Consider the following 25,443-nt stretch of genomic DNA (forward strand, 5'->3'; position numbering starts at 1 on the left):
CATGGAACACTTGATTGAAACGAAGCGATTGTCTTTGCATATCAATTCATTAAAAGGACAAAAACAAACCATTCTTAAGGATATTCATTTATCGATAAAGCATGGGGAATTCGTGACCATTATGGGACCTTCTGGATGCGGGAAAACATCATTACTTTATCAGCTTAGCGGCATAGAAACAGCTTCAACAGGAGAGATCGAATATAAAGGCCGATCACTATCAGAAATGACAGACAAACAGTTAACTGCTCTGCGCTTAACAGAGATGGGGTTTGTCTTTCAGCACAGCCACTTATTAAAAAATCTTAATTTATTTGACAACATCATAGCTGCAGCTTATTTAGCAAAGAAAAAGCCAAGACAAGAATTGAATGAACGAGCTCAATATTTAATGAAAAAACTCGATATTGATCATTTGGCAAATAGATATTTGACAGAAGTATCGGGAGGACAGCTTCAAAGAGCCGCTATCTGCCGAGCGCTCATGAATGAACCAGACATACTTTTCGCTGATGAACCAACAGGTGCTCTTAATTCCAGTACAACGAAGGAAGTGATGAATATTTTTTCAAGTATCCACGCTGAAGGAGCAACACTGCTGCTTGTCACACATGACCCCAAGGTGGCTCTTCGTTCTGAAAGAATCATGTTTATGAATGACGGGGAAATTGTAGCCAGTTTACAACTAGGAAGATATGATCACTCAACTGCCGAGAATCGAGAAATGAGATTAAATCAATGGCTGCAAGATTTAGGTTTTTAATTTGAGAACAAACAGGCAGGAAACTGCCTGTTCTATTTTTTTTGGCACTCAAACGAGTAATCCATAGACAAACTATTTGTTTCTAAGATGATTTTGCCGCCAGCTTGTTGACAAGATTCTGTCAGTAGCTCAATTTCTTTGCTATAAAAGTATCTCTTTGACATATAGACAGTCACTAAAACAAGTAACAGAGTCGCGATAATGACTGTGATTTGTCTATTTAAACTTGGAAATCTTTTTTTCATTTCAACATCCTTTCTAAAGGTCTAAGTTTGTGTTTAATACTTACTTTTGGCTGCATCTATCAGTTTCTTATCTCATGATCTAGCAACATCCTACATGATTTTCTTTCCTAGATCGACCTTCCATTTTCCCTCTGAAATAGCTAAAACTTCTTTATTCCAAATATACGAGTGATATTTTCGTTCATTATCATAAAATCCATTGTATATATTCCTTTTTTAGACTTCCAAAAAGAGATTTTATTCATTTGTGCTAACAAGCAATTACCCTTACAATATCGTACATCACATGACCTTAGGTCCCTTTTATTACCTCTTGTCAATCACTTCACAGAAACGATTATATTTTTCCAAAAATTGTGATATCGTTTTTTATGAAACAGGTGAAAGGATCTTAAAGAGGTGAAATTTCCATGGCTATCATTTCTGCTGAACAGGTGGGGAATCGTTTAAATGATTGGAGAATTGCAATTCGCAAGCATGATGTACACAGTGCAAAAGCAATGTATACAGAATTAAAAGAATTACTTCAAAAAATGGAAGAGAATCAGGAGGTCTTGACCTATTACTCATTGCTAGAAGGCAAGTATAAGCTCATGTTATATGAACGAAGAGGTACAAAACTGAAGGAACAGACAGAACCAGATTGCCCCTCTAAAACAAACGACTTAATTGAATACTATTTTTACCTATACAAAGCCCTTTACGCGTCATATAAAAGAGACTATGCATCTGCCATTGGACTGTTTAAAATTGCCGAGAAAAAACTACAACACATTCCTGATGAAATAGAAGTAGCAGAATTCCATACGAAAATCGCCAACTTATATATGCTGCTTCGTCAAAGCCTGATTTCTCTACACTACATTCAGAATGCTATTGATATTTTCAAAAGTCATGAAGGATATGAGAGAAGACTAGCTGCAGCCTTTGTCATCGCCGCTGCTAATTATATGGACATTGGTGACTTTATAAGAGCAGAAGACTACTACAAAAAAGCATTACACATCGCAGACAGTCTCAACGATCATTTTCTAACATCACAGCTTTATCATAATATCAGCATTTTGTACGCCGAAGCTGGCGAATCAAAAAAATGTATCGATGCCCTAGAAAAGGCTCTTAGTGATGAAGACTATCTCTCTTCGTGTTACTTTCATCACTCCATGTACATGTTAATGAAAGAGCTGCTTTCTATCGATGAAAGGACACAAGCTCTCTATTACTTCGAATTGGTGAACCAAAAACATGAATCAGAGAAATGCCCCATCTATACAGCAAAAATGAATTTGCTTTACCATCTATATTTCACTGAAGATATGGCTCAAAAAGCTCAAGCCTGTTTCGATGAAATCAGCATTCTTAAAAAATTAAAGGATGCTGAAGGAGCCTGTGAATTAAGTGCATTAGCTGCAAAATACTTTGAAGAGCTGGGAGCAATTCATCAAGCCTATCTTTTCTTAAAGGAAGCTGATCGCATGAAACATCCTATCATTGACTGGGGGAATTCTAATGAAAAAAATGAGTTTATTGATTATCGCTTTAACCATCGTTGTTTTAGGACAAACAGGGGCTTTCAATTCATTAAATGATGAAAATCCTGGTACAACAGAACGACCTATCGGAACTTAATATAAACATTGGTCATACAAAGAACCACTCGCCTCATCAAGGCAAGTGGTTCCACATTTATTTTAGTTGCTGATAAGATATGAGGCGGTGTATATGTACCGCAAGATAAGTAAGCTCATCATTAGGAATGACGATACTATGCACCTGTTTAATATAGTCTTTGATCTTAAAAGCAACATCCATCGCTTGAGGATATAAGTGTGCAATTTGTTCAAACAACTCATTTTCTTGATCTGATAATAATTTATCAGCATAAAATCTTTCTACAAAGAATTTCACATGTGTAATGAACCGGCTGTAATGAATATTCTCTTGATCCATTTTCATATTCAATGTATAGCGCACAAGATTGACAATACTCCCGATCATCTTGGCATATTTCATACCATCTTTCGAATCGGATTTTTCACCTAATGCATTAATTAAGTGAAAGGCGATATTAGCAGCTTCTTCTTTTGGTAATTGTATGCCCAATGTGTCATTGACTAACTCAAGTGCGTAATTCCCTACTTCAAATTCTTCCGTATAGTAGTTTTTGATTTCCCAATACACGCGATTCGTAATATTAATATTCTTTTTATGACGTTCCACTGCAAAATTCAAATGATCCATTAAGGTAAAATAAACACCTGAATTTAAAGTTGAGTTTAAACGTTTTTCTGCATATTGGACGATGTGCTGAGTTAAATCGATAAACTCCTGAGGCATTGAATCTAACAGTTGAAGAAATTCTTTTGCTCTCATGTTATCAACTGACATAAAGACTTGGTCCGCTTTTTTCTCTTCTATCATTTGACCTGGTTTCTGTCCATAGCCAATTCCTCGGCCGAACAATACCATCTCCTGTTGGTTCTGATCTTCAGCCAGGACCACACTCGAGTTTAAAACTTTTTTGATTTTAAACATCGTCATCACCTGTTTTCATGATTGTGGTGTTCAATCAAGCGATTCACCATTTGTCTCAATGACTTTTTGGTACCAATAAAATGAATCTTTTCGAGATCGTTTTAATGTCCCGTTCCCGTCATCATCTTGATCGACGTGAATGAAGCCATAGCGTTTTGACATTTGTGATGTACCTGCACTAATAATATCAATCGAGCCCCAGCTCGTATATCCAAAGAGATCGACGCCTTCTTCAATCGCTTCTCTCATTTGACGGAAATGCTCTTTAAAATAGTTAATACGATAGTCGTCATGGATAGAGCCATCACTTTCAACTACATCCTTTGCACCCATGCCGTTCTCGACAATGATAAGAGGTTTTTGATAACGATCATACAATTCGATCAAAGAAATTTTCAGACCAACCGGATCAATTTGCCAGCCCCAGTCAGTTGAAGGAAGATAAGGGTTTTTAACCCCGCGAATTGTGTTCCCTTCTGTCTCTTCTAATCCTTCTTGGGCTGACTCCGTTAAAGACATATAGTAGCTGAATGAGATAAAATCTACTGTGTTTTCTTTTAAAATGGTAAGGTCATCTGCTTCCATTTGAATATGAATATCTTTTCTCTCAAGCATGCGCTTGATCAGTGGCGGATACTCGCCAAACACTTGAACATCTGCATAGAAATAGTTTTCTAAGTTTTGTTTCAAAGCTTGTTCCACATCATTCGGGTGGCACGTATGCGGATACGTTGTCAATTTTGTCAGCATACATCCTACCTGGCTGCCTGGGATGATGCGATGGCAATCTGCTGTTACGAGAGCAGATGCGACAAATTGATGATGAAGTGCTTGGTACACCGTTTCTTCCACTTTTCCTTCTGGGCAGCGATCAGGAATAATTCCTGCTGTAATGAAAGAGTGGCGGTGAATACTATCAATTTCATTAAAGGTGAGCCAATATTTCACATCATGTTTATATCGTTCAAAACATACATTGGCGAACTTCACAAAGAGATCAACGACTTTTCTTTCAACCCAGCCATTATATTTCACACTAAGCGCTAAAGGCATTTCATAATGAGAGAGAGTCACGATCGGTTCTATGTTGTGTTTTTTCATTTCTGCAAAGACACGATCATAAAATTGAAGCCCTTTTTCATTCGGTTCCGCTTCTTCTCCAGTAGGGAAGATACGACTCCATGCAATAGAAATCCGAAGTGTTTGAAATCCCATTTCTGCAAAGAGAGCCAAATCCTCTTTATAGTGATGATAGAAATCGACACCTCTGCGTTTTGGATATTTTTTATCGTCTGGATCTTTCATTGCACGATCTATATTTTCAGTGGTAACAGCAAGATGACCTTCATAATCTTCTACACTCAAGTTGGAACGGTACATTGCAATATCTGCAACAGACGGTCCCTTTCCATCTATATTCCAGGCGCCTTCTGCCTGGTTAGCCGCAATGGCGCCGCCCCATAAAAATCCTTTTGGAAAACCTTTGATTTTTGTCATATGATTAGCCTCCTAATTGTGTAACAACCATCAATGTATCTTGACGATTGACCTCTTGTAATGGCTGTACCTTAATATCATATTGATCTGTATTTGTGATTACAGCAAGTGTTATTGGATCATATCCTGCTTCCATGATTTTTTCTAAATCAAATTCAATCAATAAATCTCCTGCTTGAACACGATCTCCTGCCTGCACTTTTGGATGGAAATACTGTCCTTCCAACTGAACAGTGTCAATGCCGATGTGGAATAATACTTCAACCCCTTGGTCCGTTTTCATACCAAGCGCATGGTTTGTTTCGAACAGCAAGGTCACCTCACCATCTACTGGTGCATAAAGTGCTCCTTTTGAAGGTACAATGGCAATTCCGTCCCCCATGACCTTTGAAGAAAAAATATCATCTTTTACTTCAGATAGAGAGATCATTTGACCAATCACAGGGCTTTTGAAAGTTTCTCCTGCTCCAATTTGTTCAGCAAATGCAGCTTGGTCCTTTGTCTTTTCTTCTACTGTTCGATCTTTACCTAATACAAAAGCAGCGATAAATGCGACAATAAATGAAATGACTGCTCCAATGATAGCAAACATCAGATTTCGCGGAAGTTCATCTGATATAAACATCGACATGCTTGCTAATCCAGGGCCAACAAGCACAAAGGCTTGTATACCAACTAAACCAATGAAAATTCCGCCAACAAACGAACCAATCATAACACTTCCAAGGACTCGCTTATTTTGAAGTGTTACACCGTATAACGCCGGCTCTGTGATACCAAAAAAGGCTGAAATCCCTGCCGAAATGGCTGTTGATCTGAGTACCTTGTCTTTTGTTCGAAGTGCCACAGCAAAACACGCTCCACTTTCCGCAATATTATGCGCAAGTGATGCCGGTAAATAAAGTGCTTCTTTCCCAAGGGTTCCCATCGTTGTGACTGCATAAGGGACCATTGCTTTGTGCATGCCTGAAGCAACCATGAATGGGAGGACCGCTGCTAAAATTGCGACAGCTACCCAGCCTACTGTATTAAACATTGCAAGAATAATTGATGAAAAACCTTGTCCTGCTGTAAAACCAATCGGTCCTAATAGAAGCAACGTAACTGGTACAGTAATGACCAATGACATCATTGGAACGAAGAAAATTCGAATTGGTTTTGGTGAAAACCGCGTAAAGAATTTTTCCATTTGAGCGTAAAGCAATACAGAAAGGATTGCCGGAAACACTTGATACGCATAAGCTATATTTTTTACATCGAATGACAGTAATTGTGCACCTTCTGTAAGCATTGCTGTCATGTTCGGCAGAAGGAGCGCACCGACTGCTGATAATGCGACCAGTGGGTTTACTTTTAGTTTATTCGCCGTCGTTACAGCAACTAATAAAGGCAGAAAGTAAAGTGGTGCATCACCTACCATGTTCAGTATTTGATAGGTTTGTCCCTTTGCATCCATCCAGCCTAATAAAGAGAAAAGGAGAAGAAATGATTTTAAAATTCCTCCGCCTGCGATAGCTGGTACAAGAGGCTGGAAGACACCGACAATGAAATCTAACAGGACTGTGCCTGCTTTTCTCTTTTCTTTTGGCTGATTGGATGGCACGTCTTGGCTTGATGAGCTGCTGCCTATTAAACTTGTTACCTTTTGATACACTTCAATGACGTCATTCCCAATCACCACTTGGCATTGTCCTGACATTCTGACAGCTATGACACCTGGTGTTTTTTCTAGTGCTGGTACATCTGCTTTTTTCTGATCAATTAGCGTGAAGCGAAGTCTTGTTGAACAGTGCTCAAGGTGCGCAATGTTTTCTTTGCCGCCTATATGCTGTAAAACGTCTTTGGCAACTTGTGTGTAATCCATTTTTTCTCCCCCTTTTCTCATACATGAGACCTATATTTTGGCAATAAAAAAAGGACCTAAAACGACAAATAAAAGAAATTCATCGTTTTTAGATCCTGCCTGCATGACCAGTCACATGTCTAATTTATTCATATTGGATTTGTTTTTAGTATATATTGATTATATGAAAGCGTCAACATTTATTTTTCTAAAAATTATTAAGGTCTATATACCCAAATTCATTTTCCTTAATTAGTTGAAGCGTTTACCTTCCTCCTTTTTCCACAAATAACTATTTTCATTATAAAAAACCAGATAAATTTATTCATTCATCTGGTTATCAACATCTATTTTTTCTTTTCTTCTGCCTGCTTTTTAAATGCTTCAGATTGTTTTTGATATTCCTGCTTCGAGACTGGTTTAAATTCTACGATGCCGCCTGCTATTTTCAGAGGAAGTTTTATTGATTTTGCACCTCGATTCGTTGAGCCTACGATAATACCAGTTTTGTGCTCTTCGATTTGAGGATAGGTACTGATATCAAACATGATTCCATCAGAAACACCACCCGCTTTATGTTTCGTCTCTTTATAAGGTTCACCACCATCCCCTGGAACTGTTCTCATTAGAAAGGCCCCTGACCATTCAGACTCAATATGCATGTGCTTTACTTGTAGAAATAGTTGGTATGAACCATCCTCCGCAGTATACAGATAACCATAAGCACCTGTTACTTTCTTGATGTAGTCTCTTAAATAATCATAAAATCTAGTTTCTGAGTCATCAATTAACTCATCATATCGATCTTGAATGGCTTTTTGATACGCATTTAATTTTTTTTGATCAACTGCTTTGTATGTGATGCTTTTGTTTTCACCTTGTTTTTTCACAGAAAGATCTTTTCCAGCAACATGTACTTCATACATCACCGGATCTTTTCCTCGCTTCACTTCAAATTCATAACCGTTTTCTATTGCTTTTCCAGTTAATTGATATTTATGTTTAAATAAATTCGGATCAAAATGCATTTCCGGACTTTCTTCTAAAATGGTTTCATTCAAGTGACCGGTTACTTTCCCTTTTCTCTCCGTTACCTTAAACCAATTCACGCCCTCTTTTGTTTTCTGCGCAAAGGCGTAGGATTGATTTAATGCACTCTTTTTTCCGATTGCTTGATAGGCTGACCAGCTGACTGCACCAAGGACTAATACCGTCAGGACAGCCACAAACCAGATTTTCGATTTACTCATACGTACCCCTCCAATATATAATCTGATGAATGATCATCCATATATATGAGTGATTCACCTCTCTGATTAACAAAATCAGGTAAATATCCACTCCCTTTATCGAATTTATTTTCAACAACCCCTTGTATCTGCCACTTCACATTATTTATTATATATCTAAAAGATATATCTTTTAGATAGGTGTGCTGATATGAAAAAATACAATGATACGACGTATGCGATTTTAGGTATTTTAACGACTGATTGTAAGTCGGGGTACGAAGTGAAGCAATTAATTGATAGAAGCCTGCATCATTTTTGGAAAATCAGTTATGGACAAATTTATCCAGCTTTAAAGTTAATAGTCGAGGAAGGCCTTGCGGAAGTTTCACCTGCTGCTGCTTCTAGCCGCTCAGACAAGCGGGAATATCATTTGACTGAAAAAGGACTGGATACGTTAAGAGAGTGGCTGGCGCAGCCGCTCGACCAGTTACCAACAGAGCGTAATGAGGTGTTATTAAAGTTATTCTTCGGTCAATATCTTTCGTTTGAGAAAAAATTGGTGCTTTTACAGGATTATGAGAGGCAGCTCCGTATTCGTTATGAGACATATGTTGCGATTGAACAAAACATTCAAGAGCTTTATCCAGATGAAGCGGATGCGAAGTATTGGCTGTTTACTTTAGATTATGGAAAAAGAGTGGCTCAAGCAGGAATTGATTGGTGCGTGGACACATTCCATTCGATGAAGAAGGAAGGGTAAATGAATGAAAAAAGACATACGTGCGGGCAGATTTACAACGGACAATTCTGATTCGATTGTTGTGTTCATCATCGGAATGAGGATCAACAAACGCTGGGCCATTCATCAATGGCTGCCTGTGTTCATAGCGATGCCTGGCATGATCAAGGAACTGTATACCCATCAAGATGAGCTTGGCTTTCTTGGGACAGAGAATTACTTTGGATTACGCACGACAGCGATGATTCAATATTGGAAATCAACAGATGACCTCCTTGCCTATGCCAAGATGGAGAAGCATTTGGCTGCTTGGAAAGAATTTAACCAAAGAACACGAAATAATGATGCCGTCGGAATTTATCATGAAACGTACCAAATTCAAGCCGGCTCGTATGAATCCATCTACGTGAACATGCCTTCCTACGGACTGAGCCAAGCAAAATCCCCTATTTCAATAAGTAAAGGTCAACAAACAGCGAAGGACCGTCTGAATACAACAAATTCCTAGAGAGCGACTCTCTAGGAATTTCTTTTTGTAACGGTCACAAAATGCTTTAATATGCGGGCTGTTAATCCCCATATGGTGTAGTTTTCGTAATCATAAAACCATTCCTCAATCGAACGGCTTCCCCAGCTGTATTTTTCACCATTCATGATTTTTTCATAAGGGAAGTCCTCTCCTGGTGTTGGCTGAACGGATACATGATGTAAGTACGGCTCATATTGGCTGAGCCATGATAGAGGCACGGTAAAAGTCTCCTCTACTTCTTCTTGATTAAAGGAGTGTTTCACTTTTTGCTCATCAATGATACCGACATATGGGTATACCACAAAAGATGGAGAAGCGATATAAGGACTGAGCTGTCCAAGGATCTCGACCGATTCTGGCGGAATGCCCAGCTCTTCATGTGTTTCTCGCAGTGCAGCTTCCTGTGCAGTTTCGCTGCCGTCAAGCTTGCCCCCAGGAAAGCTAATATCCCCCGGCTGTTTTCTCATGGTCAACGATCGGACCTCAAATAATATATGCCAATCTCCATTTACTTGCACCAAAGGGATAAGGACTGCTGCTTTGAACGCTGTCTCTTCTCCAATGAACAACGGTTGTGATTGATGTAAGTCATTTTTTAATTGATCAATGAACACGGACATCACCTGTTTTCTGTTTCTCTTTTCTTTAGCGTATCATGGTTCACCTTTTCAATAAAGATGATCTTTCTGACAATTATTTTTATCATTTTGACAACTTTACTTGTCAAAATGAATATAATGCTTTACAATTAAGGAAAGATTTCAACCAAAATTGAGGTGACAGAATGAAAAATCGGTTAAAAGAGCTTCGTGCGCGAGATGGTTTAAACCAAACTGAGCTTGCAAAGCGTGCAAAGGTCTCTCGTCAAACCATTAGCTTAATGGAACGAGATGAGTTAATGCCGTCTCTATTGCTCGCTGTTAAACTTTCACGAATTTTTCAGGAACCCATTGAACGTATTTTTCTATTCGAGGAGGATGAACTCTCATGAAAACTGTATACAAAATGCTCTTAGGTGCTCTTCTTGGCTTTCTCGGCGCTTACTGTCTGCTGGCAGCCGAATTTGAAATGACACTTCTTGATGTTGCATTTGAAGCCACTCTTGTCATCAGTGGATTGACGATTTTATTGATTATTTATTGTTTTTCAGGGATTTCACGTATGAAAAAAAGAGTATCTCTTTCGGTTTCTGGAGATGAAGAGGATGAACTGGAGGCAAAACAATATCGGACCTTTACTGATTTGACTTTAGCCAATACGGTAAGTACCATTTTTTCCATTGTTGCCATCGGTATCGCGATCGTCACCGAGCAGCCACTCTGGTTGATTCTCGTCAATGCTGCTTTATTTATCGTCTCCATTATCAGTTCATATATAGCGATATCTGTTCTAAAGCTTGTCTACCCTAATCGCAACCTGCCAAGTCCATCTGACAAAGATTATAGTAAAAAGCTGCTCGCTATTTCAGACGAAGGCGAAAAGCATGTGATGCTTGGCGGACTGTTTCACACGTATCAAATGATGAATGTTCTATTGACCGGCGCCATGTTTATTTTGATTGTGTATTCCCTTGGAGCCAATCACTCTCAGCTGTTCTCAATCATGGTCATTGGGGTTGTTTTGATCATTTTGAATGCAAATTATGTGCTAAAGATTAGAAATCGTTAAATGAACAAAAGCACAGCCTCATGCAAAGGCTGTGCTTTTTCCGTTCATTATGACGCGCGGCGTTTCTTTCGTGCATAAATCAATAGTAAGAAACCAAACCAGACCGGCGTTAATAAGAGCGCGGGGCGTGTTGCATCTGCAAACAGCATGATCACTAGAATCGCAGCGAAGAGAACTAAAACACATATATTCACAAAAGGTGTGAAAGGTGCTTTAAAGGTAGATGCTTCATGCAATTCAGGCCGTGTTTTTTTATATTTCAAATGGCTAATTAAAATAATACTCCATACCCAAATGAAACAAATGGCACTGATCGTTGTCACAATACCAAAGGCTTGTTCGGGAATCAGCTTGCTTAAAAGAGCTCCAACCGATACCACAATCGTCGAAACAAACAGGGCATTGCTTGGGACAGCATGCTTGTTCAGACGTCCGAAGGAAGCTGGACCCTGCTTTTGATGACTGAGATTATACAGAATACGGCTCGTCGAGAACATGCCGCTATTACAAGCTGATGCCGCAGACGTCAACACAACAAAATTAATGAGCCCTGCTGCTACTGGTATCCCAATGAGTCCAAAGGTTTTCACAAAAGGACTTTCTGATGCGCTGAGTTCAGTCCATGGGTTGATACATAGTAAGACAAAAATCGCTCCCACATAGAAAAATAGAATTCTTAATGGAATCTTATTAATCGCAGAAGGGATGTTTTTTTGCGGATTGGCTGTTTCTGCTGCGGACACACCGACCAGTTCAACTCCCACATACGCAAAAATCACCATCTGGAATGACAATAAGAAACCTGTGACACCATTCGGGAATAACCCGCCATGAGACCATAAATTCGTTACTGTCACCGGTCCGGCATCTGTTTGAAAACCAATGATTAAAAGAACCATTCCAACCCCGATCAATAATAGAATCGTAATTACTTTAATGAGTGCAAACCAAAATTCCATTTCTCCGAAAAGCTTCACCGTTAATAGATTCAATCCTAGTAAAATCAATAAACAAATGATGGCAGGAATCCACTGCGGGATTTTAAACCAATACTGCACGTACACACCGACCGCAATGACATCCGCCATCGCTGTCATAATCCAGCAAAACCAATAGGTCCACCCTGTCACAAAGGAAGCCCACGGGCCGAGATAGTCCTCTGCAATATCGGTTAATGACTGATAGCCTGCCTTCGATAAAAGCAATTCTCCGAGTGCCCTCATGACAAAAAAGATGGCCATCCCGACAATTAAATAAGCAAAAATGATTGAAGGACCTGCCAATTGAATAGCTTTTCCGGATCCTAAAAACAGCCCGGTTCCAATGGTTCCGCCAATGGCAATCAATTGTACATGACGGTTTGATAAATCACGTTTTAATTCTTGTTGTGCCAATGCTAACACCCTCCTACGACACGATCTTATCCTGAAATAATGAACCCTTTAAAAAAGTCCATAAAAAAAGAGATTGGATGCGCTCCAATCTCACGGTCATAAAAGAATAGCAAAATAGAGAAAAGTCATACACGGCATCATCCATGCACCACAAATACAATATTTCGTACTCTTCTGTCCTTTTGCCTGAGATTGTGAACCCTTCGGCGCCGCACATACATGCGGTCTCTCCAGAAGCTGCTCCTGCTATAGTGTGACCCACAGCATTCATAGCCTTTGTTATTTAATTAAAATGTTGCTATTTCTGAATAATTTCATATTTTACGCCTCAATCTGAAAGCTGTCAATGGTAATCTTTTATGATTTACGGCGTTACTCATATGTCTTCACTTCATCAACCCCCCCTGATTCATGTATAATAAATCAAAAGATGTTCGGCTCGTCTGATAGAGAAATCCCTCTTGATGATGAACAAAGTTAGGCAATCCATTGAAGTTGGTGAAGATAAATGAAAAAAATGAACAAGCAGCGTGTTACATTACAGGAAGTCGCCAAGCATGCCGGTGTCTCGACTTCAACGGCATCACTCGTTGTTCGAAATAATCCTAGAATCTCTGAAGCCACTCGAAACAAAGTACTGCAATCCATGGAGGAATTAGGATACGTATACGACCGCGTTGCTGCCAACATGCGGTCAAAAAGCTCAAATATCGTGGGTGTGATTGTGACGGATATTTCTAACACCTTTATTTCGGAGTTTTTAATTGGCGTGCAAACCACGCTTGAGTCACTGGGCTATACTGTTTTACTTGGTACGACCTTTGACAGTGTCGATAAACAGGAGCGGCTCATTTCCACCATGGTAGAGCACCGAGTGGGCGGGATTATTTTAAACCCAGCTTCGAAAAGCTCTGCTCGAACGGTCAAACAATTAAATCAAATTCGCACCCCAAAAGTACTGGCAAATCGTGAATTATCAGATGTGCAATGTGACTATGTCGGTGTTGATTATGAACAAGGTACTTGGATGGCGGTTCATCATCTTCTTCAAAAAGGGCATCGCCGCATCGCTTTTTTAGGCGGCATCAAGACTTCTTCGACTTGGATTGAGCGGATGAAAGGTTTCAAAAGAGCTCATGACGAAGAAAATGTGACGATTGATGATTCTCTTATTATTGATATAGAACCTACTCGTGAAGGCGGGAAAGAAGCACTTGCCCAAGTGATGGATCAGCCTGAGCCCCCTACTGCTATTTTTTGTTTTAGTGACTTATTCGCTTTTGGGGTCATTCAAGCACTGTCAGCACGGGGCATCAAGCCTGGTGAAGATATCGATGTCGTTGGATTTGATAATGTTCCTGAAGCAGAAATGTATCATCCGCCGCTCACCACTGTTTCCTCCTTCCCACGATCCATCGGGGTAAAAGCAGCGAACCTTTTATATCATAAAATGAACGAACAGGATGAAGAGCTGCAGCGATTGATTTTAAAGCCTCAACTTCATATTAGAGAAACCTCTCCATCATGATGAAAAAGAGAATTGTGTGCAGCAATTCTCTTTTTTTATTGATCAAGTCAACTATTTCTTTGTTTCATTTTTCTTTTTTTAAATCACAAAGTCATAAACTTGACACATTTAAAATGCAGGAGTATATTTATCTCGTTGCTTCTTTTAGTATATCGTTATACCTATTTCGTCATATCATCATTTCTATCAAAAAACAGTTAAAAGTGGTTTTTTATGATTCTGATCAAATCATGAAGTTTCACTTCCTTATCAAGGCTGTTATTATTTTTTACATTTTAGTAGAACGATGTACTTGATTGAAGAACAGATGAATATTCATTATTTTTTCATCAATCACATAAGGGGTGTTGTGATGGGCTTCATATTATTCATTTTGAAGGAAACAATAACAAAGGGTATACAAAGAATTTGACCTTAAATGGGGTTTCAATATAGGAGTGGGAACATGAAAAATCCTTATATAAAATCGTCACTTGGCATGTATTTAAACTACTTCATGCTTGGCATGATCAATATTATTGTAGCTTCCAACATGGACAGCTTATCTGAACGCTACCATGTGGATATTCCGAAAATCAGCTTGCTTGTATCGGCGATCGGAATTGGTAAACTCATTGCGCTCTTTTTCTCAGGCCGGTTAGCCGACAGCTGGGGACGTAAGCCTGTCATTATTACAGGAAATTTTCTTTACTTATTATTCTTAATCGGTATTCCAACGACAACAAGTTATACACTGGCATTTATCTTTGCGATATCAGCAGGTATTGCCAACTCACTGCTTGATTCAGGAACCTATCCTGCTTTGTCAGAGTCATTTCCGAAAAAAGCAAGTTCGGCTTCTGTTTTAGTAAAAGCGTCTGTATCCATTGGGGCGACTGTTCTTCCATTTATCTTGGCGTTCCTAGTGGCACATGACATCTTCTGGGGCTGGGCGTTCTTTGGACTAGGGCTTCTTTATTTACTTGTAGGGATTTACTTACTCTTTATGCCATTCCCGAACCATAAGCAAGTTTCTTCACAAGACGCTCTTCCAGTACAGGACCAGCTGAAAGAAGAACCAAAAATGCTTGGCGAAGGTTTAGCTGTTGTACTGATGGGATTCACATCGACTGCATTGTTTGTCGTATGGCAGACATGGCTTCCGCAGCTCGGGTTAAAATTAATCGGACTTGGCACAGAACAAGCTACACAGCTTCTATCTTATTTTAGTATTGGTGCACTGGTATCTGTTCTATTGCTTTCGATCGTCTTAGATAAATTCATTTCACCGATTATGGTCGCGATCATTTATCCAATTGGGGCGTTCCTTGCGATGCTTGCACTATTCCAAGTTGAAACTTACAGCATTGTCATTGTCAGCACCTTCTTCTTAGGACTATTTACAGCGGGAATCTTCCAGCTGGCGATGAGTATTATGATGAAATTGTTCCCGACAAACAAAGCAACGGCTTCATCCTATGTCAACATTGCGGCAAGCTCAGCATTTATACTCGTGCCGCTCATTACAAGTGGATTGGTCAGCACGTACGATATTAAAATGACGTTATTTTTCGATATGATCATCGCAGTTATTAGCATATTACTAGCGGTCTTTGTTCTTGGACGCATGAAAAAATTATTTAGATAATTAAAGGAGATGTCAATCATGACAAACATACATGAACGTAATATTGATGGGAAAACAAAATTAGTTGGTCTTCTTGCTACACCAATCGGGCACAGCCTTTCACCACGTATGCATAACCTTGGCTATACACTAACAGGTCTCAACTATGCTTACCTTGCATTTGAAGTAGGGAATGATGAACTAGAAGCAGCCGTAAATGGTATGAAAGCAATGGGTGCAGCTGGATTTAACGTCTCTATGCCGAACAAAATGAAAGTATTGGATTACTTAGACGTACTAGATGATTCTGCAAGATATACACGTGCAAGTAACACTGTAGTGAACAAGGATGGTAAGCTCATCGGCTACAACACAGATGGTCTTGGATATGTAAGAAATTTGATTGAACATGGTGTTGAATTAGCTGGTAAGAAGGTCACTCTCGTTGGCTCTGGCGGTGCTGCGACTCCGATTGCGATTCAGCTTGCACAGTCCGGCATTCGTGAAATTAGTATTTTTGCTCGTAATGATCAATACTTTGTTCAAGCAGAAGAAAATGTAAATTATATCAACAACGAAATGAAATCATTCGGTGTCAAAGCAAACATTTTCCCACTTGAAGACAAAGACGCGTTCCGCCGTGAAGTAGCAGAAAGTGCAATTCTGGCAAATGGGACAAGCCTTGGCATGAAACCACTGGATCAACTCAGCATTATCGATGATACACTTGATGTACTTCGTGAAGATTTGATCGTGACAGATGTCGTATACAACCCGCAAAAAACAAAGCTTCTTGCGCAAGCACAGGAAGCTGGCGCCAAAACCATTAACGGTCTTGGAATGATGCTGTGGCAAGGTGCACTTGCTTACAAACTCTTTACTGGTGAAGATATGCCAGTTGATCAAGTAAAACAAATTCTTTTTGAAAATGACCGTTTCTAAAATAAAAAAGACAAAGGGCTAAAATGATGATCATTTTAGCCCTTTGTTTTCAGCTCTACACGCTGAGACGACTTCCTGCGGAGGTCGTCTTTTTTTTAATCATGTATCATGATTTGACGGTATCGATACAGGATATACAGTGCGCCGATAATGGCCGCAACAGCCACCACTGCATCGAACATAAAGATTTGTAAAATGGACGCGTGACTCTGAATTAAACCTGTTACGACCGGGATGACGATAGCCGACACGCCGCCCGCTGTAGAGATAATCCCTGTCATCGTCCCTTTGTTTTTCCAGAAGAATTCAGCCATCACAGTTAACGTCAGCTGAAAAACTCCTGCCGTTGAAAATCCCAATACAAAAGCATTGACGGTTCCTATAACTGGGGATTTCACGACCAAGAGCACACAAATGGAAACAAGTGTAATGATTGGGTAGATCAGCAGTACAGTTACCGGACGGACAAAGCGGCGCAAAAGAAACGCGAGCATCACGACAGACAGCAGCCCGCCCATGCTATAGTAACTGAGCAGTTTTACAGCACTGCCCGATGCCATCCCCAAGATGGCCTCACCGTACGTAGGAAGCCAAATTTGCGGCAGCGCATACAGTCCATTTGACGTAAAGCTGATCAAAATGAGTGCGATCCCTTCCCTCCAAAATGTAGGCTCTGTCGAGAAGCGCGGAAGTCCGTCATACTCCGTTACCTGGACTTGCTCCACCTTACGATGATTCGGAAATGGCAAGGTCCACAGCATCAAGACATTCACAAGATAGATCAGAGCAGGGACAAAAAATGAAATTCCATAAAACAAATCATGCTCTGCTAAAAAGAAAATCGCCAGTGGCAAAATGGTTGCCCCAATGGAGATAAAGGCCTTCACCATCACATTCGCAGATCCCGAGTTTTGCGGAAAAGCCTCCATTAACGCAGGATATGTTCCTGCATCCATTGCCGAATTCGCGACGCCTGCCAAAATCGCAAATGCAAACGCGATTTGATAATTCGGAGACAATGGGATTCCGATGAGGAACACCGCCATCAGCACACCAGAAACCAAAATGACCAGCTTACGCCCAAAACGATCTGACAGTACACCTGATAAACCATACGTGAGCACCCTGCCAATGCCAAGCGCCGAAATCATATAACTAATTCCCGCACTATTGGTATCTAATTGTTTGATTAAAAATGGCATATTTGAAGCCAAAATAATATTGACCATACCTAATAAAAAATAATTAATATACAGACTAGAAGCCGTTCTCACATACGGATTCCTCATCCTGACACACCCCTCAACACCATCGCAATGAAGTGACAAATAATGGTTACGCTTACAAGATCTCATATGTGAGGAAGAACAGCTTTGCAGCCTTCACGTTCATACATCTCATCATGTCATGCAGCTCACAGCTTACACGCCCTTCATGTATCAAGCATTTCTTCAATTTTTCACTGCTCTTATTTTATACGAATGCGAAAGGTAAAGATAGTGAATTGCTTAAATTTGAAGGGAATTCATCGATCAAGCGTATGACACCATCGATAGAAAAAAGGAGTGGTTCATTCCACTCCTTAAATGATGTCTCAATTCTGTTCATCGCAGCCCCCAAATACTTAGCTCATAAAAATATTCCGTTCTCTCGATGCATAATCCAAAACGGAAATATTCTGCCAAAAATAAAATCCCCACACCCACTTAAAAATTTTGTTTGTTCAAGAAGACGATTTAAAAGAATAAAAGCTTTTTTCACATTCAATTAAAGTGCTGCAATTTCATGCTCTCGATAGTGTTCTCTATGTATTTGGATTTTATGTTCTCTCGATTGAAGGAAAGCAAGCACCTTCTGACAAAACAATTGATTTTTCTTCAATATCTAAAAAGGGGTGTTCTGGAAGTGTCATATAGCTTAATTTGTTCATTAAATGCTGTCTTCTGCTTTTTCTTTTTAAGGTTTCGATTTTTGAATTTCTGTTGTTATTTATATTACCCAGTTCAACATCCACTTTCCATTTTGTACTTTATCATTACGATAAATACCTCATTAGGTCTTCATTCATAGATGCGAACAACTAAATACAGACTTAACGAGAACCTTCCATGAATTAAGAATTGTACACATGTGAAATTGTACCCTTATGGGGGACATCATCGCTTTCATCCACAAGTTAGAAGACGGTAAAGACCTGAATATCAAGATAAACATGAGAAATTAAAACCAGAAGGTTTCTTTCATCTCTACCACCTGACAAACACTACTCAGCGATTTTATAAAATCCATATACCACTATTCGAATTCTATAGAAATGAAACAACCAGTCATCGAAAGAGTTTCGACAACTGGCTGTTTCATACAGTGTTTTGATCCCAGTCTCTCAAAAACGGGGGATCAGTCCCGAATATAGTGATTGTTTAAAATATACGGGATCATTTTGAAGATACTATGAATGACTTTGTATTCGCTCCCGTATTTTCTGGGTATGATCTTGATTTAAAATCATTGCCAATTCGGCCTCATTTAGAACAGATCCCCATCTAAAGATAATTTCACTATTCAAACCATACTTCAAAAAAAGCGCTTGATAATCTACTTCATGACTATTCTTATCCAATCCTGAGTAAAACAAATCTTTTATAGATTCCTCTGAGAGCATAGAATCCCTTCTACTGGCAATCATGAAACTAGATTGATACTGATCCATTATTCGCAATGCTTTATCTAAATCATGTTGAGGAACCTTGGCCACACTGACATAAAAATGTTTTTCATGTTCATCTAAAAGTAATTCTGGCCCCTTTTCAAAACCTGAAGTATTTATGTCTGAATCAATAGATTTCCATACTTTTCGGAATCTCTCTATTCGCGAATGTGCATCACTTACTTTCTTACTCAGAAAGATATAAAAATGGTAATTAGTCAATTGATCGCTAAAAATTTCGATTAGTTCATTTTGACAGTAACTTTGAAAAGTCTTAATTCCACCATTATCTAAAAAGTAATATCCATTAATACTATATACACTTAACTGTTTAAGTTCATTTATTTTTTGATCTAACCACTTATAGTAGTTTGTCACTTCTTGTTCGAATTCAAGTTCTATTTTCATTAGGCATCTTTTAATCAGTAATTAAAATCGCTCTAATTGAACAACTGCTTTTTCTTTTTGTAAAAACTCCTCAAAAAGAGATACTAATCTGTTTATATTCTCTTCTTTTGAATACAGTAATGGATTATAACCATCTGAAGGAGGCATATAATGAATAAACGGTTCCATATCCTCAGGATAGCCAAAATCTGCGTATACTTCAGAAAGCTCATCCAACAACTCTTCAGGTGAATTCTTATTTTTTTCTTTTAAGTGAGACGTTATACCATATCTCCATTTCCTTTTTTCAACGTCCCATTGACTGGATTCTTCTTCTACCAAATCATTATATAATTCTACCAAAACCATTTGAAGTTTTCTATAATCCTCATCTGGGTCGCCATCTCCCCAAGCTAATTCTAGGATTAAAGAATTTTCACATTCAGTATGATTAGATAAATATTCCACAGCATACTTGCTTATTTCTTTGTATGAAATCAAATCTAGCCTAATTCCTACATATATAGTTTTCCAATCATAGTGAATATTATATGTTTTTAAGACCTCTATAGAACATTTCATTTTTCTTCATTCCTATCTCTTAGGATTTTGATTAGGTAATCCTGTAATTTCACCTTCTGGAATAAACCTTCTATGAGTAACGCCCTTATTTGGATCGACAATCCACTCAAAAATACCATTTTGATCTTTAACTGAAAACACTCTTTCAATTATTCGCAAATCTTTATTATAGACATCCTTGTAACTATAGTATTTCATTCCACCTTCTATTTGGTATAACTTAACCTTTGTTTTATCACCACCAACCAAATCAAACTCTTTAGCTAATGGTGTGTAATTGTCAATTATATCATTGAAACCATGTTGGCCATCTGGCTTTTTCAACGCACTTCCGACTCTTTTATTATCTAATACCGGATGTTCAATTTTTTTCCCTTTAATCCCCATCTTCCCATGAAACCCTTTTGCCCCGAACGGCAAAAGCATCCCCAGAGCCGCATTCATACTCGCTTCCTGCTGTTCATTTGAGACCTTGTTTCCAAACATGTCTCGACCTGTGATCGCTTCGCTGAAGCCGTTTGTGGCGGTGAGGCCATATAAACCTTTTTGGGATGTCTTTAGGGCGTCAAAGGATTTTTGTGATGTCTTGTAAATGTCGACTGCCCTGACTGCAGCTGATGTGACTTGGGTCGTTTTATAGACAGCCTTTCCGCCTTTGAAAATACGGCCTGCCCAGCCGACGATTGGGATGTAGCCTGCGGCTGCCATGCCGCCTGCCGCGACTCGCTGGCCTGCGGTGAGTTCCTCGCCTGTGATTGGATCAACGCCTGTTGCGGCACGTTTTGCATCGTTCACGCCAGTCAGTTCATTCACGATGTTTCCACCATAATCGAGGGCTTTTTCATACCAAGGGCGGTTGGCGAGGGCTTCTTGTTCCTTTGCGATCTTGCGGGCTTCTTCTTGTTCTTTTTTGATTTTCAGATATTCAGAAGTTTGCTTTTCAATATCGCTTTTTACCTTGTAGATTTCGCTATTTTGATCAAGCTGCAATGCTTTTCGATTGCTTTATTGTCTCTTTCGAAACAGAACACTGTTAGCTGAATAAACACCACCTTACGCTATTCGCTTAAATAGATTTTGAAATGATGACTACACTCCGAGAGGATGCCAATTACAGTCAATCATCAATTGAAATGAAAAACTGTCCTCGATACGGTTGCCGCAGACCAGTTGCTATTCAGGCTCAGAATGTCCCTCTCGTATAGCCATATTCCTCAACACTTTTGTTCCGTATCCAGATACACCATTGATAAGGGAGAGGCGCGTCTCCCAATAAAAAAAGGGGACACCAACCAAGGCACTTAGAGTGCTCAATACGTTCGTTTTGCTTGTCTCTATCATACGATGATCCACTCAGGAAAAAGATTCCTATTTTATCGGTTTTTTCTCGGTATGAAAGCCAATAAACACAAAAACCTTGAAAGGCATATAGCCAGTCAAGGTATGATAACAATAACATTATATTTAGAAGTATCAACTACTTCACCTACTGATTTATCTGAGAGAATATCATAATTGTTTTATATTTCTTTCTAATACAATAAGGCTATTTTAAAGTAACTCCACTCCAACTTGTTTATAAAATTTAACTTTTAGCCTCTCTTCTTCGCCCACGTTCATTACCATAGCATTGTCATCTTTTTTTATACTTGTTACATTATTAAAATCACCTGTAAATACTATAGAATCTTTAAATGTAATACTTAGACTACTCGTTTGCTTATATACGTCTAAAGTTAAAATCACCTTGAAATTTTGGTCATCTTTGTAAGTATAAATTAATTCTCCATCATCTATATTGCCTGTTATACTCACCGGCTCACTTTGAAAAAGTTCTAATAGATCATATTCATCATACTTGATAAACATTCGTATTCATCCTTTTATTAATTATTTCGGTATAACTGTGATAACATCGCCTGCTTCATTTATAATCACTTTGACATCCCGTGTTTCATGAACAAACGTTCCGCTTCTATTACCAGGTATCTTTTTCGTATTCATTATAGCGTCTTCAATAACTGAAGGTGGAATATTTCTTGGATCAACATATTTTTTGATGAAATCACTAAATTCTTTTGTTTGTGGTTTAAATCCTAATTCTTCAGCTTTTTTGATTGCTCTACTTGTTAAAGTAGCTTTTACTTCAGGAATATCAGGTGCCATTCTTTCCAAAGCATGCTGAGAATACTTTCTTCCATTTATTTCTCCTCCGCCTTTTGACATATTCCAACCAATTTCACCCGTACCCTTAATCCCCATTTTACCATGAAACCCTTTCGCTCCAAATGGCAAAAGCATCCCAAGCGCCGCATTCATACTGGCTTCCTGCTGTCCTTTCGAGACCTTATTTCCAAACATGTCTCGGCCTGTGATCGCTTCGCTGAAGCCGTTGGTGGCAGTGAGGCCATATAAGCCTTTTTGCGATGTTTTCAGGGCGTCAAAGGATTTTTGTGATGTCTTGTAAATGTCGACTGCCCTGACCGCGGCTAATGTGGTTTGGGTCGTTTTATAGACAGCTTTTCCGCCTTTGAAAATGCGGCCTGCCCAGCCAACGATAGGAATGTAGCCTGCTGCTGCCATGCCGCCTGCCGCGACTCGCTGGCCTGTGGTGAGTTCCTCGCCTGTGATTGGATCAACGCCTGTTGCGGCACGTTTTGCATCGTTCACGCCGGTCAGTTCATTCACGATGTTTCCACCATAATCGAGGGCTTTTTCATACCAAGGGCGGTTGGCGAGGGCTTCTTGTTCCTTCGCAATCTTTCGGGCTTCTTCTTGTTCTTTTTTGATTTTCAGATATTCAGAAGTTTGCTTCTCAATATCGCTTTTTGCCTTGTAGATGTCGCTATTTTGATACGCTTTCTTGTCAAAATTCATAGGCGAAATCGCTTTTCCGTCATTTGTCGCATTCATCATTTCAGCATACAATGCCATTGTAGCTTGCTGCTCCGTCTCTGACAAAGCATATTCATCTTTTAAATTTTGATCAAGCTCTATTAGATCTTTGACCGTCTTTTTTCGTTCATCTTCCGCATCTTCTATTTTTTCATCAAAGGTTTGGCTATCAAATACCTCTAGGGAAATGAGATCATCAATGTCTTGAAAAATCGTTTTGAGTGCCTTTTTTTGATCCTTCACAATGCTTTTAGCATTCTTGATGCCCATATGTACTGCGTTGTCTAAAAAGTGTTCTTCTACAAAGGTATCGCCGCCAAAGCTCGTATCATCCAGTGTCCCAGAAACACCTTCATGAAAGGCTTTTTGCTTATCAATGAAGCTGATAAACATGTCTACATTTCCAGACAGCTCTTTATAGAAACTTTTAATGTTATCGGCACCTTTCCCAGTGAAGTCATCTCCGAGGTTGGCAACACCTTGTAATGCCTTTTTTAAATCTACCATTTGTTCGCGGAGTTCCTGGTAGTGTTTTGCCCTTGTGTCCATGGCACTTGTTAGTGCTTTTGCATCAAGTATCTTGCCCAGAAGAAGTCACTCCCTCCATTATTGATCATAAAGTCTATTTTACCGTGCCCCTCAAAACGGAAAAATAGGCTAAATGACACAAAAAATGGAATAGACTCTCTATTTAAAGGTCAAATAAAATAAGCTAGACAATGCACTTTGCTTTGTCCAGCCATACATTCATTTTATTTATAATCATTGATCGGTCCTTTATCCATCAAAACATCAATTTCATTAGATGATTTCATTTTTAATTTAGGTCTGCGCTCGGAATTGGGTTTGCTGTAAAGCTCTAGTGGACGGATGATCACCCCATCATTTGTATTTTGAAGCATCCCCGGCACACAAGAATAAATTCTATCATTATCATTCGCATGTTTGGCATGAATTGTCACAGACGTTCCTTGGTGATTATCGATACTCATAGATACCTTATATCTATAAAAGGAACCTGTTCCGTTTGATTGAGCAGAATAAACAACCGGAACAATAGCAAGGATATCGCCATTTAACCGTAATTTAATGACTTCTGTTTTCAGCGAATCACGGTCTCTACCGACATCTCCCATATGCTCTACAGCTCCGTTACCGTAACTTTTGAGAGCTGGAACACCTTTTGCGCCAAACATGGCCACATCTATTTGTTTTCCTGCCTTCGTATAGACCAATGCATAAATATCATAATCCGTTCCAGACTCCCAGGATACTGTAGCTGTAATCTCAGGCGTTTTTTCAATGATGATCGGTTTATGACCTTTCTCTAGACTAATTTTACCTTGAACTTTCTCTAAACTAATAGGTGCAGCCACTTTCTCTTTAGCAGCTGTCTTCATTGGAGCAGGCTCACCAATTTGTTTTTCAGAAGCCATTTGAGGAGGTGAAGAAACATCTTGTTCATCAGGTTCAACCTCCACCCCATAAAGCTTGCATAGCCCTTCCAATCCAGAATTGAAGCCACGCCAGATGGATCGTGCTTTCGTTTCACTATTTCTGATATACAGCTCTACTACGACAATCCCTTTTTCATTTGTAAAGTTTACTGGTGTTAGGTATAGCACCTCATCACCTGTTCGAATTTCTGCTTGCAGATTCTTCACTTGAGAAAAGCCAATTCCTTGATCCTCTGTTAGTGTAATAGCCATCTTTGTGATTCCAACAGGCACTTTACTCATATCAAAATTCAATTGATGCCTTTTCAACTGATCTGATATCTCTGCTGGTAAAAGTGTCGCGACACCCGTAGCACTCTCCGGCTGATTGTAAAAAATAATGCCATTATCTCCTTGAACTAGATCTGAATCTGTTAAAAGAAACGCAGTTAAAGAAATATCAATTGCAGATGACACTTCATAACTGATGGATACTTGCCCCTTTGGAGAATTTAGTACGGTATTGGCACCCATTTGCAGAGTTTGATTCATTTCAACAACTCCTATTCCTCATCTACCATTTATCGTTTTTATAGATCAATTATACCAAATTGTGTAATAGAACCTATGAATATCTTTATCTCTTTTCAATTTCTGCAATGATATGAGAAAATGCCAACTAAAACAAACTACTCTCGAAAGGAGAATTAATATGTATAAAAAAATCATTCCTGCTGTTATTCGGCTTTTGGATTCTTCTTCAAATATACTTGAACATCAAGATCTTTCACAATCCAATGAACTATTTTGTCCCTATTACCCTCTTCTTCCTTTGTGTTCAGGCTCTATTAAAACATAAACGATGAAAAACCCGAACAAGCATATACCACGCTCATCCGGGCTTCTATTTTCCTT

21 protein-coding genes, 1 pseudogene and 1 riboswitch are annotated in these 25,443 nt (G+C 39.1%); of the genes and pseudogenes, 9 read left to right on the top strand and 13 right to left on the bottom strand.

Going from position 1 to position 25,443, the window contains the following annotated elements; genetic code table 11:
* Position 1 precedes the first annotated feature (1 nt).
* On the top strand, positions 2-763 hold the full coding sequence (locus tag MHB66_RS18500; RefSeq protein WP_046312660.1) for an ABC transporter ATP-binding protein: 762 nt from the start codon (positions 2-4) through the stop codon (positions 761-763).
* Between the two features lie 655 nt (positions 764-1,418).
* The gene (locus tag MHB66_RS18505) at positions 1,419-2,597 is read left to right on the top strand and encodes a Rap family tetratricopeptide repeat protein (RefSeq protein WP_046312658.1); all 1,179 of its coding nucleotides are present in this window, start codon (positions 1,419-1,421) and stop codon (positions 2,595-2,597) included.
* A 97-nt stretch (positions 2,598-2,694) separates the two neighbouring features.
* Here the strand turns inward: MHB66_RS18505 and MHB66_RS18510 are convergent, their stop codons facing one another.
* The 4 genes from MHB66_RS18510 to MHB66_RS18525 all read right to left on the bottom strand — a co-directional run bounded on the left by MHB66_RS18510 (position 2,695) and on the right by MHB66_RS18525 (position 8,133).
* The gene (locus MHB66_RS18510; RefSeq protein ID WP_034281420.1) at positions 2,695-3,543 is read right to left on the bottom strand and encodes a PRD domain-containing protein; all 849 of its coding nucleotides are present in this window, start codon (positions 3,541-3,543) and stop codon (positions 2,695-2,697) included.
* A 30-nt stretch (positions 3,544-3,573) separates the two neighbouring features.
* The gene (locus MHB66_RS18515; protein ID WP_046312656.1) at positions 3,574-5,040 is read right to left on the bottom strand and encodes a glycoside hydrolase family 1 protein; all 1,467 of its coding nucleotides are present in this window, start codon (positions 5,038-5,040) and stop codon (positions 3,574-3,576) included.
* A 4-nt stretch (positions 5,041-5,044) separates the two neighbouring features.
* Positions 5,045-6,904 (bottom strand): beta-glucoside-specific PTS transporter subunit IIABC, encoded by a 1,860-nt coding sequence (locus MHB66_RS18520; protein ID WP_046312654.1) that lies wholly within the window; start codon positions 6,902-6,904, stop codon positions 5,045-5,047.
* Positions 6,905-7,230: 326 nt separating this feature from the next.
* Positions 7,231-8,133, bottom strand: a complete 903-nt coding sequence (locus MHB66_RS18525; RefSeq protein WP_046312652.1) for a hypothetical protein — start codon at positions 8,131-8,133, stop codon at positions 7,231-7,233.
* 190 nt (positions 8,134-8,323) lie between these two features.
* Here MHB66_RS18525 and MHB66_RS18530 point away from each other — a divergent pair, with 190 nt between their 5' ends.
* Both MHB66_RS18530 and MHB66_RS18535 read left to right on the top strand, forming a co-directional pair.
* Entirely contained in the window at positions 8,324-8,875 is a 552-nt protein-coding gene (locus MHB66_RS18530; protein ID WP_046312650.1) for a PadR family transcriptional regulator, read from the top strand.
* 4 nt (positions 8,876-8,879) lie between these two features.
* Entirely contained in the window at positions 8,880-9,362 is a 483-nt protein-coding gene (locus MHB66_RS18535) for a DUF4188 domain-containing protein (protein ID WP_046312648.1), read from the top strand.
* An 11-nt stretch (positions 9,363-9,373) separates the two neighbouring features.
* Here the strand turns inward: MHB66_RS18535 and MHB66_RS18540 are convergent, their stop codons facing one another.
* Positions 9,374-9,997: a CoA pyrophosphatase gene (locus tag MHB66_RS18540; RefSeq protein WP_046312645.1), complete on the bottom strand. Its 624-nt coding sequence runs from the start codon at positions 9,995-9,997 to the stop codon at positions 9,374-9,376.
* 170 nt (positions 9,998-10,167) lie between these two features.
* Between MHB66_RS18540 and MHB66_RS18545 the strand changes: the two genes are divergently transcribed.
* Together MHB66_RS18545 and MHB66_RS18550 are read left to right on the top strand one after the other, a co-directional pair.
* Positions 10,168-10,374: a helix-turn-helix transcriptional regulator gene (locus MHB66_RS18545; protein WP_003215336.1), complete on the top strand. Its 207-nt coding sequence runs from the start codon at positions 10,168-10,170 to the stop codon at positions 10,372-10,374.
* Positions 10,371-11,051 (top strand): DUF3169 family protein, encoded by a 681-nt coding sequence (locus MHB66_RS18550; protein WP_046312643.1) that lies wholly within the window; start codon positions 10,371-10,373, stop codon positions 11,049-11,051. Before MHB66_RS18545 ends, MHB66_RS18550 begins: the two co-directional genes overlap by 4 nt.
* Before the next feature lie 47 nt (positions 11,052-11,098).
* On the opposite strand, the gene MHB66_RS18555 is transcribed toward MHB66_RS18550, so the two are convergent.
* Positions 11,099-12,445: an amino acid permease gene (locus MHB66_RS18555; protein WP_034281427.1), complete on the bottom strand. Its 1,347-nt coding sequence runs from the start codon at positions 12,443-12,445 to the stop codon at positions 11,099-11,101.
* A 164-nt stretch (positions 12,446-12,609) separates the two neighbouring features.
* Positions 12,610-12,689: riboswitch (glycine riboswitch) on the bottom strand.
* Positions 12,690-12,953: 264 nt separating this feature from the next.
* On the opposite strand from MHB66_RS18555, the gene MHB66_RS18560 reads away from it, so the two are divergent.
* The 3 genes from MHB66_RS18560 to MHB66_RS18570 all read left to right on the top strand — a co-directional run bounded on the left by MHB66_RS18560 (position 12,954) and on the right by MHB66_RS18570 (position 16,521).
* Positions 12,954-13,973, top strand: a complete 1,020-nt coding sequence (locus MHB66_RS18560) for a LacI family DNA-binding transcriptional regulator (RefSeq protein WP_034281429.1) — start codon at positions 12,954-12,956, stop codon at positions 13,971-13,973.
* Positions 13,974-14,418: 445 nt separating this feature from the next.
* Complete coding sequence (locus tag MHB66_RS18565; protein WP_034281431.1) at positions 14,419-15,600, top strand: MFS transporter; 1,182 nt, start codon at positions 14,419-14,421, stop codon at positions 15,598-15,600.
* An 18-nt stretch (positions 15,601-15,618) separates the two neighbouring features.
* Positions 15,619-16,521, top strand: a complete 903-nt coding sequence (locus MHB66_RS18570; RefSeq protein WP_046312639.1) for a shikimate dehydrogenase — start codon at positions 15,619-15,621, stop codon at positions 16,519-16,521.
* Positions 16,522-16,616: 95 nt separating this feature from the next.
* Here MHB66_RS18570 and MHB66_RS18575 read toward each other — a convergent pair whose 3' ends face one another.
* The 7 genes and pseudogenes from MHB66_RS18575 to MHB66_RS18605 form a co-directional block, all read right to left on the bottom strand.
* A complete protein-coding gene (locus MHB66_RS18575; RefSeq protein WP_046312638.1) occupies positions 16,617-17,810 on the bottom strand; it encodes an MFS transporter in 1,194 nt (397 codons plus the stop codon).
* 1,160 nt (positions 17,811-18,970) lie between these two features.
* Complete coding sequence (locus MHB66_RS18580; RefSeq protein WP_046312636.1) at positions 18,971-19,636, bottom strand: hypothetical protein; 666 nt, start codon at positions 19,634-19,636, stop codon at positions 18,971-18,973.
* 21 nt (positions 19,637-19,657) lie between these two features.
* Positions 19,658-20,197 carry a DUF2247 family protein gene (locus MHB66_RS18585; protein ID WP_046312634.1) on the bottom strand — a complete coding sequence of 180 codons (540 nt, stop codon included), beginning with the start codon at positions 20,195-20,197 and terminating at the stop codon, positions 19,658-19,660.
* Between the two features lie 12 nt (positions 20,198-20,209).
* Positions 20,210-21,175 (bottom strand): annotated as a pseudogene (locus tag MHB66_RS18590) (pre-toxin TG domain-containing protein); the annotation flags it as partial.
* Positions 21,176-21,748: 573 nt separating this feature from the next.
* Positions 21,749-22,066, bottom strand: coding sequence for a hypothetical protein (locus MHB66_RS18595; protein WP_041118379.1), 318 nt, complete (start codon positions 22,064-22,066; stop codon positions 21,749-21,751).
* 21 nt (positions 22,067-22,087) lie between these two features.
* A complete protein-coding gene (locus MHB66_RS18600; protein WP_268748725.1) occupies positions 22,088-23,680 on the bottom strand; it encodes a T7SS effector LXG polymorphic toxin in 1,593 nt (530 codons plus the stop codon).
* A 164-nt stretch (positions 23,681-23,844) separates the two neighbouring features.
* Entirely contained in the window at positions 23,845-25,080 is a 1,236-nt protein-coding gene (locus MHB66_RS18605) for a TerD family protein (RefSeq protein WP_046312632.1), read from the bottom strand.
* Positions 25,081-25,443 lie beyond the last annotated feature (363 nt).

Origin of the sequence: Bacillus sp. FSL L8-0167 (assembly GCF_038630295.1) — a bacterium.
GTDB classification, from domain to species: domain Bacteria; phylum Bacillota; class Bacilli; order Bacillales; family Bacillaceae; genus Bacillus; species Bacillus safensis.

Bases quoted from the DNA above. Each gene is read 5' to 3' on its own strand.
- MHB66_RS18500 (WP_046312660.1), top strand. From the start codon at position 2: ATGGAACACTTGATTGAAACGAAGCGATTGTCTTTGCATATCAATTCA.
- MHB66_RS18505 (WP_046312658.1), top strand. From the start codon at position 1,419: ATGGCTATCATTTCTGCTGAACAGGTGGGGAATCGTTTAAATGATTGG.
- MHB66_RS18510 (WP_034281420.1), bottom strand. From the start codon at position 3,543: ATGTTTAAAATCAAAAAAGTTTTAAACTCGAGTGTGGTCCTGGCTGAA.
- MHB66_RS18515 (WP_046312656.1), bottom strand. From the start codon at position 5,040: ATGACAAAAATCAAAGGTTTTCCAAAAGGATTTTTATGGGGCGGCGCC.
- MHB66_RS18520 (WP_046312654.1), bottom strand. From the start codon at position 6,904: ATGGATTACACACAAGTTGCCAAAGACGTTTTACAGCATATAGGCGGC.
- MHB66_RS18525 (WP_046312652.1), bottom strand. From the start codon at position 8,133: ATGAGTAAATCGAAAATCTGGTTTGTGGCTGTCCTGACGGTATTAGTC.
- MHB66_RS18530 (WP_046312650.1), top strand. From the start codon at position 8,324: ATGAAAAAATACAATGATACGACGTATGCGATTTTAGGTATTTTAACG.
- MHB66_RS18535 (WP_046312648.1), top strand. From the start codon at position 8,880: ATGAAAAAAGACATACGTGCGGGCAGATTTACAACGGACAATTCTGAT.
- MHB66_RS18545 (WP_003215336.1), top strand. From the start codon at position 10,168: ATGAAAAATCGGTTAAAAGAGCTTCGTGCGCGAGATGGTTTAAACCAA.
- MHB66_RS18550 (WP_046312643.1), top strand. From the start codon at position 10,371: ATGAAAACTGTATACAAAATGCTCTTAGGTGCTCTTCTTGGCTTTCTC.
- MHB66_RS18560 (WP_034281429.1), top strand. From the start codon at position 12,954: ATGAAAAAAATGAACAAGCAGCGTGTTACATTACAGGAAGTCGCCAAG.
- MHB66_RS18565 (WP_034281431.1), top strand. From the start codon at position 14,419: ATGAAAAATCCTTATATAAAATCGTCACTTGGCATGTATTTAAACTAC.
- MHB66_RS18570 (WP_046312639.1), top strand. From the start codon at position 15,619: ATGACAAACATACATGAACGTAATATTGATGGGAAAACAAAATTAGTT.
- MHB66_RS18575 (WP_046312638.1), bottom strand. From the start codon at position 17,810: ATGAGGAATCCGTATGTGAGAACGGCTTCTAGTCTGTATATTAATTAT.
- MHB66_RS18580 (WP_046312636.1), bottom strand. From the start codon at position 19,636: ATGAAAATAGAACTTGAATTCGAACAAGAAGTGACAAACTACTATAAG.
- MHB66_RS18585 (WP_046312634.1), bottom strand. From the start codon at position 20,197: ATGAAATGTTCTATAGAGGTCTTAAAAACATATAATATTCACTATGAT.
- MHB66_RS18595 (WP_041118379.1), bottom strand. From the start codon at position 22,066: ATGTTTATCAAGTATGATGAATATGATCTATTAGAACTTTTTCAAAGT.
- MHB66_RS18605 (WP_046312632.1), bottom strand. From the start codon at position 25,080: ATGAATCAAACTCTGCAAATGGGTGCCAATACCGTACTAAATTCTCCA.